Consider the following 9,110-nt stretch of genomic DNA (forward strand, 5'->3'; position numbering starts at 1 on the left):
GAGGCCCTTGCTTTATGAGGATGTGCTATGACCTCCTGGTTGCTAGGGACCAGCATCTTATTGATACATCTGATGGGTATCGTTTCAGCCATTATGGCACTCATGTCCAGCCGAACCTCTCAGGGGGCCGTGGCATGGATTATATCGCTGCTTACTTTTCCCTACGTCGCGCTTCCCGCTTACTGGTTTTTCGGGCGACCACGATTTTATGGCTATGTATCTGCCCGAGGCCAGCGGGACACCGTGCTACGCAGGGTGCTCGTGCGGTACCGTGCCAATGTTCAACCCTATGTTGCGCCCTCTAGCAACGCCGATATTCAGGCGGTAGAACAGCTCGCCATGATGCCACTAACCCATGGCAACCAGGCGACTCTACTCATTGATGGGCCAGCAACGTTTGAAAGCCTGTTTGACGGCATTGATCACGCTGAACAGTATGTCTTGTTGCAGTTTTTTATTGTCCGCAACGATGCGCTCGGGCAACGCTTGAAGCATCATTTACAGCGCGCTGCCCAGCGCGGCGTGCGAGTCTACTTTCTCTTTGATGAGGTGGGCAGCCGTAAATTAGGCGATAATTACCTCAATGACTTAAGCAACGATGGGGTGGCCGTGAGTGCCTTTCGCTCATCGCGGGGCTTTAAGCACCGTTTTCAGCTTAACTTCCGCAACCACCGCAAAGTAACGGTGATAGATGGCAAGGAAGGTTGGGTAGGGGGCTTTAATGTCGGGGTCGAATATCTCGGTGAGAATCCACGACATGGAGCTTGGAGGGACACCCATCTCAAGCTTGAAGGACCCAGCGTATTGGGCTTACAGGAGGCATTCTGGGAAGATTGGCACTGGGCCACCGATGAAGTGATTAGCCTGAATTGGATGGCAGATACCTCTTTCTCCACCGATCATCACGTCGTTATCGTGCCTTCTGGACCCGCTGACCGCCAGGACACCGCCAGCCTATTAGTGCAGCAGGTAATTCATAGCGCGAAACAGCGACTGTGGGTGACCAGCCCCTATTTCGTTCCTGACCAGGGGGTTCAGGACGCGCTGCGCCTTGCGGCGATGCGCGGCGTCGACGTTCGGGTAATGATTCCGGAGCGGCCCGATCATTTGTTAGTTTTCCTTTCTGCATTCTCATTCCTCCCCGATATGTTGAGGGCAGGCGTTAAAATATACCGTTATCTTCCTGGGTTCTTACATCAAAAAGTCATGCTTGTAGACAATGATGCGGCTACTGTTGGCACGGTCAATTTAGATAATCGCTCTTTTCGGTTAAATTTTGAGATAACCGCGTTTATTCCTAGCCGCGATTTTGCTAGCAACGTCGAAGCGATGCTAGAAAAAGACTTTGCACATTGCCGTCGTGTAACCATCGATGAAATTACCCAACGTCCAATGTGGATGAAAGTCGTCTCGCGTGCGGCCTATTTAATGGCCCCGGTTCAATAGATAAGTCAGTCTAAAAGGAAAACCAATATGCGTGAAAGCAGGGTGAGACAAGGAGTCAGGGGTGAATCTTGAAACAAAATGGTTGGAAGACTTTGTAGCACTAGCCAATACGCGCAGTTTCTCCGCGTCAGCACGACAGCGACACGTTACCCAACCGGCTTTTAGTCGCCGTATCCGCGCGTTGGAGCAGGCCGTTGATGTCACTTTGGTTGATCGTTCAACCACCCCCGTGGGGTTAACGCCAGAAGGGCAGCTATTTTTGGTCACCGCGCGCAACTTGGTCGAGCAGCTAAACGAATCGCTTAGCCATTTGCGTGGTCTTTCCATCGCCAATGAGGCGCTGGATATTGTCGCGGCGCACTCCCTGGCATTAAGCTTCTATCCCCCTTGGATCTCCCGCTTGCAGCAGGGCTTGGGCGAGTTGCCGACTCGCTTGGTGGCCATGAATGTGGGGGAAGCGATTCATGTGCTGCGGGAGGGTAACTGCGATTTGATGCTCGCCTACTATGATCCCTTTGCGACGATGCAGCTGGACGCTGAGGTATTTCCCTCCTTTTCGATTGGAAAGGTCAATATGCTGCCCGTTTCGTTGCCAGACGAGCATGGGAAAGCAAAGTTTTCACTTCAGCACGACACCTCCATTCCCTATCTGTCTTATACCCAAGGGGCTTTCTTGGGACGCAGTGTGCGTATGCTTCTGAAGAATGACCCGCTGCGTATGAAGCTGCGTACGGTATATGAAACGGCCATGGCCGAAGGTCTAAAGGGGATGGTGCTCCAGGGCGTTGGCATAGCATGGATACCCGACTTTTGTATTCGTGAAGAGCTAAAAAGTGGCCGCTTGGTGAGAGCTGGTGACCCGAACTGGGATATTCCTCTGGAAATCCGCTTATATCGCTGCTCAATGGTGCATAAGCCCGGCGTAGAGCGTTTGTGGCGGCAGATGATGAAGCTACCGCGGGATTTCCTGCAAGCATAGCGCTTGTCGGTGATCGTTTAGCTACTGCTACTGCCGAAATCGGCGGGTAGCCCTAAGAAGTTCTGGATAATAAAGAAGTGATCTTCAAACAGGCTGTCGGGCTCAAGATCGGCAAGTGCTACCCAGCGTGCATGATCACCGCCTTTAACGGGCTTTAGGCGTGGCAGCTGCTGGTCAGGGCGTAGCGCAAAATAGAAAGCTTCCGCCAAGGTACGCCCACGCCAGCTGCGGTGGGGCTCATCAAACAGACGTTGGCCACGCAGTGAGCCTTTGAGAACCGGCTCGGGAACCTTTAAGCGTATGCGCTCGCGAAGTTCGCGCAAGCAAGCATCCAAAAGCCGCTCGTGGGGATTAATAAACCCCCCAGGCAGGGCATAAAGACCTTTTCCGGGTGCTGCCGTGCGCCGCACCAGCAGTACATGGCCCGATTGCACGACCACTGCATTAACCGTAACAAAAATAGGCGGGTAGGGCGCGTGAGCCCAGGCCTGACGGTACTGATCCAATAGCTGCTGCTCTTCCAGCAGTCGCTGGTAGGCGCGTTGATTGCAAAAGTGCTTGACGCTCTCCACAACGCCCGGCGGTAGATCGTGGTACGCACCAGTACTCAAGTAGTCATCTGTTGAACTTGCGGAGCGAAACAGACGCTCGCGTATTTGACTGGCTGAAATTCCCTCCACCGATGGCACGCTGACCGATTCCCACTGAGGAAATAGTGAAAGGTAGTAGCTGGACTGGCCGCGGCTGGCTCCAATCAAACCAATACGGGGTAGACGGGCATTGGCAGGTGCTGCCAAATCGCGGACTTTGCGCTGCACATCGCGCACCCAAACATCGTCGTTATAGAGGGCGTCGAGTAGCGGGGTGATTTCCAAGCGTTGATTATCGGCGTCGTTAAAACCCGCGCGAAGCATCGCTTGACGCTCTTCGAATCGCCAGGGATTACGCAGTGAGCGCGCCTGCCAGGAAGAGCCTACCAACACAATAACCTGCCGCGCACGTTTGAGCGCCTCACGAATAATCGCCAGATGCCCCAGGTGCGGCGGCTGGAAACGGCCGATAAACACCAAACAGTCGAAGTCGCAGGCGGTCGCGGAGCGCGAAGTTTCAGTAGCCATCCAAGCTTCCTTTTTCGTTTGGTGATATCAGAGATGCAACGTACCAGAAAACTGCGCTAAACGCTGTGGTTAGGTATGCTAGAAAAATAGGATATTGATAACGCTTATAAAACGCCCGGATACCTTGCATGGCACCCAGCACACAGGGAGTGAATATGATTAAACGCACGGCTATCTTTTGGTGGAGAGTAGTGCAAGACGCCACGTCACTTTGGTTGGAGCGAAATGCCTTTAGCTACGCGGGCTCACTAGCGTTCTATACACTTTTCTCATTGGCACCGACGATTATTATCGCTGTCACGGTAATCGGTGTTGTATTGGGTGAAGAGGCTGCCCAAGGCCAAATAGTCGCTCAGCTACAAGGTACATTGGGGATGGATGCAGCAGTTGCTATCGAACAAGCTGTTGCCCAGTCGAGAATAGAAGAGTCCGGTATTTTGCCAACGCTATTGGGTGTGGGGGCGCTGGTGATCGGTGCGACGACAGTCTTCGCCCAGATGCAGTTTTCGCTCAATACCATTTGGGGCGTAACGGCAAAGCCGACCTCCAACAGCGTGTTGTTGTTTATTAAAAATCGCTTGCTCTCGTTAACGGTGGTGCTCTCCATCGGATTTATACTGATGGTATCGCTGGTGTTAGGCGTCGTATTGCGCGGTATGCTGCAGGCGGCCGATAATCTATTGCCTTATGCCAGCTTGTTAACAACGTCAGTTGAGTCGCTGGTCTCGCTGGGTGTCGTAACATTATTATTTGCCACCATTTTTAAAGTGCTTCCCGACGTTGTTTTGCGTTGGCAAGATGTATTTATTGGTGCTGTCGTAACCGCTGTGCTGTTTACCGTTGGACGCAATTTGATCGCGATTTACCTGGCGTATACGGCAACAGCATCCACCTATGGGGCCGCCGGGTCGGTGGTGATGGTTTTACTGTGGGTCTACTACAGTTCACTAATACTGTTGTTTGGGGCTGCTTTTACCCGCTCATTGCTGCTGCGCCGTGGCCGCCCGCTGATACCGCGTAACAGTGCTGTGATTGTCAAACGCGAGTTTGTTTAAACTTCGGTAAGAAGCGAAAGGTAAGGAGGTGAGTATGAGCGATTGCTGTGTACGTGCCCTTGTGACTGGCAAGGTGCAGGGTGTCTGGTATCGCCGAGCTACTCAAGAGAAAGCTCTTCAGCACAGTATCACCGGCTACGCCAAAAATTTGCCGGATGGCCGCGTTGAAGTGTTGATGTGTGGTCACTCAGACGCAGTCAAGTTGCTGAGCGAATGGCTGTGGCAGGGCTCAGAAGGTGCGCAGGTTACCCACGTGGAGCTCGAGGTACTGGATAATTGTCGCGCCTCGAGCCACTTTGTCACTCAATAAGGTCTTTTTAGAACCTCTGGTTAGTCGGCAAGTTTCTATTTGGTGCTTTTCCATTCAAGAATATTGTTAGCCGTTAGGCCAACGATATTCTGGCGCGCTTCCGGTGTGATCCAGGCGTTATGAGGCGTAACGATTAAATTGAGCGGCTCGCCGAGCGCATCCAGTAGTGGATGACTATCTCTGGGCGGTTCAGCGGGCAGTACATCGACACCTAATCCACCTAGCTTGCCACTACGCAGTGCCTCCAGCGCGGCCACTTCATCGATAACCCCGCCACGGGCGCAGTTAATCAATATCAGCGAGTTCTTGGCGCGCGCTAAGCGTTCCCGGTTAATCAAGTGCTTGGTGGCCTCGCTCAACGGGCAGTGCAGACTGATAACATCGGCATCCGGTAGCAGGTCGTCCAGGGCCGGGCGCTTATCATTTGCCTCATTACCTGGGCGGGCGGCAAAGGTGACCTGCATGCCAAAGGCTTCCGCCAGGCGTGCTACTTCAGTACCTAACTCACCTTGCCCTACCATCACTAACTGTTTGCCTGACAGCTGGAGCGTTGGGTAATCCTGCAGGCAGAAGAAGGCGCTACGCTGCCACTCGCCTGCGGCGACATCGCGCTGGTATTGGGGGAGGCGATTGGCTAATGCGAGCATAAGCATTAAAGTGTGTTGGGAAACGCTGGCGGTGCCATAAGCCGCGACGTTTTTAACTTCGATATTGTGTTCTTTTGCACTCTCAAGATCGATATTATTAAGGCCTGTCGCCAATACGCATATCAGCCGCAGTTTAGGCAGCTGTTGAAGCGTCTCGGCGTCCAGCATTACCTTGTTCACGATCGCTATATCGGCGTTAGCAAGGCGTTCCTGCGCTTGTTGAGTTGTACTCTGCTCAAACACCTCAAGGTTTGAAACCGACTCTTTAATGGCGGTCAAATTGATCTCGGGGCCGAGACTTTGCGCATCCAGTATCACCGCATGGGGCATTTTCTTCTCTCCATTAACTGCTGGGGGCTGTATAACCTTGCTCGCGAGGGGGCACAAAAGGGTATAATGGCGGCGCTTTATCAACCGCAGCCTTGGAATTTACCCCGACTGGCCACATATTGCAGCTTGGCAGCGTTTGTGTTCGCTATTGTTCTCTCTTTTCAGAACTGAGTCTTTAGCACTGGGTCTGCCAGAGCCAAGCCATTTAGAGCTAAGTCTTCTAGAGCTAAGTCTTTTAGAGCTAAGTCTTTTAGAGAAGTCTTTTAGAGTATGTTTGCCAGAACCATGCTTGTCAGGGTTGAGCTTATTAGGAGTCATCAAGATGCCCATTTACGAATATGAGTGCAAGGCGTGCGGCCATCGCATGGAAAAATTGCAGAAAATTAGCGCCGATCCCCTTAAGGATTGCCCTGCATGCCAAAGCGATGGCTTGAAACGGCTTGTCTCGGCAGCGGGTTTCCGTTTGGCCGGCGGCGGTTGGTACGAAACAGATTTCAAAACCGGTAGCAAAAAGAATCTGGTCGCTGATGGTAAAACTGCCTCTGCAGATGCCGGTAAATCAAGCGATTCCAGCGCTACCGCTAAGAGCGTTACTCCCAAAGACAAGGGCGCCGCGGCATAGCCGCAGCAGTCAGGGTCGGGACGCCCGCGACACTCTCATTGCCACGTAACAGAACAGGATTTGACATGCGCAGTCATTATTGCGGCCAGCTAAACGAAACTTTGGTGGATCAAACGGTTACGGTATGCGGATGGGTTCATCGCCGCCGTGACCACGGTGGGGTAATTTTCCTCGATATGCGCGATCGCGACGGCATCGCACAGTTCGTGGTCGACCCTGATACCGCCGAGGCGTTCGCTAATGCCGACCGTGCCCGTAGCGAATTTGTCCTGCGTATCACTGGTCGCGTTAGACTGCGCCCAGAAGGCACCCAAAACGCCAACATGCCGACGGGTATGATTGAGGTGTTGGCAAAAGACGTTGAAGTGCTTAATACTGCCGTTACTCCGCCATTCCAGTTGGATGAGCATGGTAAAGTCGGCGAAGAGGTGCGCCTAAAGCACCGCTATATCGATCTGCGTCGCCCGGATATGATCGAGAAGTTACGTCTGCGCTCGCGTATCTCTCATAACGTTCGCGCATACCTTGAAAACCAGGGCTTCCTGGATATCGAAACGCCGGTACTCACCCGCGCGACACCAGAGGGTGCTCGTGATTACCTGGTGCCTAGCCGTACCCACGCGGGTAGTTTCTTTGCACTGCCCCAGTCACCGCAGCTATTTAAGCAGCTGTTGATGGTGGCGGGTTTTGACCGCTACTACCAAATTGCCAAGTGCTTCCGCGATGAAGACCTGCGCGCTGACCGTCAGCCTGAGTTCACCCAGATTGATATCGAGGCGTCGTTTGTGGAAGAGAACGACATCATGGGTATTACTGAAGCCATGATTCGTCAGCTTTTCCAGGACGTGCTGAAAGCCGAACTACCTCAGTTTCCGCGCATGACCTGGCAGGAAGCGATGGATCGCTTCGGTTCCGACAAGCCTGATCTGCGTATCCCACTGGAACTGACCGATGTCGACGACCTGATGCAGCAAGTCGATTTCAAAGTCTTCTCTGGCCCCGCCAGCGCGGATGATGGTCGTGTAGCGGCGCTGAAAGTGCCCGGTGGTGCCAAGCTGTCACGTAAAGAAATCGATGAGTATACCAAGTTTGTCGGCATCTACGGTGCCAAAGGCTTGGCGTGGATTAAGGTCAACGAGCGTGCCAAAGGGCTTGAAGGTCTGCAATCGCCGATCGTCAAGTTTATGGAAAACATCGTTGAAGAGCTGCTCGATCGTGTGGGCGCAGAAGATGGTGACATTATCTTCTTCGGTGCCGATAAAGCCCGTATCGTTAACGAAGCTATTGGCGCACTGCGCGTCAAGCTGGGTGCTGATCTGGAGCTCTACACCCAGGAGTGGGCGCCACTGTGGGTCGTCGACTTCCCGATGTTTGAAGCCGACGACAATGGTCGCCTGAGCCCGCTGCACCACCCCTTCACGGCGCCTTCCTGTACGCCGGAAGAGCTGAAGGCCGATCCTGCCAAGGCGCTATCTCGCGCTTACGATATGGTCCTCAACGGTACCGAACTGGGCGGTGGCTCTATTCGTATCCATGATCAGGCCATGCAGAGCACTGTGTTTGAGATTTTGGGTATCGGTGAAGAAGAAGCCCAAGAGAAATTCGGCTTCCTGCTGGATGCACTTCAGTACGGTGCGCCGCCTCATGGTGGCTTAGCCTTTGGCTTGGATCGCTTGGTAATGCTGATGGTCGGCGCCAAAACTATTCGTGAAGTCATCGCCTTCCCGAAAACCCAAAGCGCTGCCTGTTTGATGACCAACGCACCGGGCGAAGTCAGTCCCGAACAGTTGAAAGATCTGAACATCCGTCTACGTCAGAAAGTTAAAGCGGAACCCGCCGTCGAATAAATCGGTTTGGATGGCTGCTCAACACCGACGCTACGGCGTCGGTGTTTTTGTATGTTTTAGTCACACGAGTATCGACGCCATGGAAGAGCAAAAGCCCGTCTTACCTATTCGCATATTGGGCATAGACCCTGGCTCCCGGTTAACGGGTTACGGGGTGATCGATATTATTGGCGTTAAACCCTGCTACGTAGCGAGTGGTTGTATCCGCACGGCAGAAGGGGCCTTAGAGCAGCGCTTGGCGCAAATTTACGCTGGTCTTAGCGAAGTAGTCGGCCTGCATCGACCTTCCCAAGTGGCCATTGAGCGGGTATTTATGGCCAAAAACCCCGATTCAGCGCTGAAGCTGGGCCAGGCTCGGGGGGCAGCAATGGTGTGCATGGCCAATCATGGCCTGAGCCTTGCAGAGTATGCCGCGCGGCAGATAAAGCAGGCGGTGACTGGCCAGGGTGGCGCGGATAAAGAACAGGTGCAGCATATGGTGACTGCTATTCTGCAGCTCTCTGCTACCCCGCAAGCTGACGCCGCCGATGCATTAGCCATTGCGTTAACCCATGCTTATAACGGCTCTGTCATTAACGGCCATGGCTTGCCCGCCGCGCCATCTCGAGGACGTCGACGCTCTACGGGGCGCTGGCGGCTTTAAATGACGACTAAACAATGTGCCCATAGCTGCGTATGAGGACAGATTGAAGCGAGGGTCTTTCGGCCAGGGCCGGAAAGTGTTCCCAACAATTCCGGCATTTCCGCCATCCATGG

9 protein-coding genes are annotated in these 9,110 nt (G+C 53.5%); 7 read left to right on the forward strand and 2 right to left on the reverse strand.

Annotated features, from left to right (window positions below; genetic code table 11):
- Positions 1 to 27: 27 nt before the first annotated feature.
- Both cls and KUC_RS15715 read left to right on the forward strand, forming a co-directional pair.
- Positions 28 to 1,446, forward strand: coding sequence for a cardiolipin synthase (gene cls, locus KUC_RS15710; protein WP_040481229.1), 1,419 nt, complete (start codon positions 28 to 30; stop codon positions 1,444 to 1,446).
- A 61-nt stretch (positions 1,447 to 1,507) separates the two neighbouring features.
- A complete protein-coding gene (locus KUC_RS15715) occupies positions 1,508 to 2,425 on the forward strand; it encodes a LysR substrate-binding domain-containing protein (protein WP_007114210.1) in 918 nt (305 codons plus the stop codon).
- A 17-nt stretch (positions 2,426 to 2,442) separates the two neighbouring features.
- On the opposite strand, the gene KUC_RS15720 is transcribed toward KUC_RS15715, so the two are convergent.
- A complete protein-coding gene (locus tag KUC_RS15720; RefSeq protein ID WP_007114211.1) occupies positions 2,443 to 3,543 on the reverse strand; it encodes a bifunctional nicotinamide-nucleotide adenylyltransferase/Nudix hydroxylase in 1,101 nt (366 codons plus the stop codon).
- A 155-nt stretch (positions 3,544 to 3,698) separates the two neighbouring features.
- On the opposite strand from KUC_RS15720, the gene KUC_RS15725 reads away from it, so the two are divergent.
- Both KUC_RS15725 and KUC_RS15730 read left to right on the forward strand, forming a co-directional pair.
- Positions 3,699 to 4,598, forward strand: coding sequence for a YihY/virulence factor BrkB family protein (locus tag KUC_RS15725; RefSeq protein WP_007114212.1), 900 nt, complete (start codon positions 3,699 to 3,701; stop codon positions 4,596 to 4,598).
- A gap of 34 nt (positions 4,599 to 4,632) precedes the next feature.
- Complete coding sequence (locus KUC_RS15730) at positions 4,633 to 4,908, forward strand: acylphosphatase (protein WP_040481231.1); 276 nt, start codon at positions 4,633 to 4,635, stop codon at positions 4,906 to 4,908.
- 35 nt (positions 4,909 to 4,943) lie between these two features.
- Here KUC_RS15730 and KUC_RS15735 read toward each other — a convergent pair whose 3' ends face one another.
- Positions 4,944 to 5,885: a D-2-hydroxyacid dehydrogenase gene (locus tag KUC_RS15735; protein ID WP_007114214.1), complete on the reverse strand. Its 942-nt coding sequence runs from the start codon at positions 5,883 to 5,885 to the stop codon at positions 4,944 to 4,946.
- Between the two features lie 322 nt (positions 5,886 to 6,207).
- On the opposite strand from KUC_RS15735, the gene KUC_RS15740 reads away from it, so the two are divergent.
- From KUC_RS15740 to ruvC, 3 genes are all read left to right on the forward strand, one after another.
- A complete protein-coding gene (locus KUC_RS15740; RefSeq protein WP_007114216.1) occupies positions 6,208 to 6,507 on the forward strand; it encodes an FmdB family zinc ribbon protein in 300 nt (99 codons plus the stop codon).
- Between the two features lie 65 nt (positions 6,508 to 6,572).
- On the forward strand, positions 6,573 to 8,354 hold the full coding sequence (aspS, locus tag KUC_RS15745) for an aspartate--tRNA ligase (RefSeq protein ID WP_007114217.1): 1,782 nt from the start codon (positions 6,573 to 6,575) through the stop codon (positions 8,352 to 8,354).
- Positions 8,355 to 8,433: 79 nt separating this feature from the next.
- Positions 8,434 to 8,997 carry a crossover junction endodeoxyribonuclease RuvC gene (gene ruvC / locus KUC_RS15750; protein ID WP_176459017.1) on the forward strand — a complete coding sequence of 188 codons (564 nt, stop codon included), beginning with the start codon at positions 8,434 to 8,436 and terminating at the stop codon, positions 8,995 to 8,997.
- Positions 8,998 to 9,110: the final 113 nt, after the last annotated feature.

It is taken from the genome of Vreelandella boliviensis LC1 (genome assembly GCF_000236035.1).
GTDB lineage: Bacteria > Pseudomonadota > Gammaproteobacteria > Pseudomonadales > Halomonadaceae > Vreelandella > Vreelandella boliviensis.

Coding starts and splice junctions, on each gene's coding strand:
- cls (WP_040481229.1), top strand. CDS start 28: ATGACCTCCTGGTTGCTAGGGACCAGCATCTTATTGATACATCTGATG.
- KUC_RS15720 (WP_007114211.1), bottom strand. CDS start 3,543: ATGGCTACTGAAACTTCGCGCTCCGCGACCGCCTGCGACTTCGACTGT.
- KUC_RS15725 (WP_007114212.1), top strand. CDS start 3,699: ATGATTAAACGCACGGCTATCTTTTGGTGGAGAGTAGTGCAAGACGCC.
- KUC_RS15730 (WP_040481231.1), top strand. CDS start 4,633: ATGAGCGATTGCTGTGTACGTGCCCTTGTGACTGGCAAGGTGCAGGGT.
- KUC_RS15735 (WP_007114214.1), bottom strand. CDS start 5,885: ATGCCCCATGCGGTGATACTGGATGCGCAAAGTCTCGGCCCCGAGATC.
- KUC_RS15740 (WP_007114216.1), top strand. CDS start 6,208: ATGCCCATTTACGAATATGAGTGCAAGGCGTGCGGCCATCGCATGGAA.
- aspS (WP_007114217.1), top strand. CDS start 6,573: ATGCGCAGTCATTATTGCGGCCAGCTAAACGAAACTTTGGTGGATCAA.
- ruvC (WP_176459017.1), top strand. CDS start 8,434: ATGGAAGAGCAAAAGCCCGTCTTACCTATTCGCATATTGGGCATAGAC.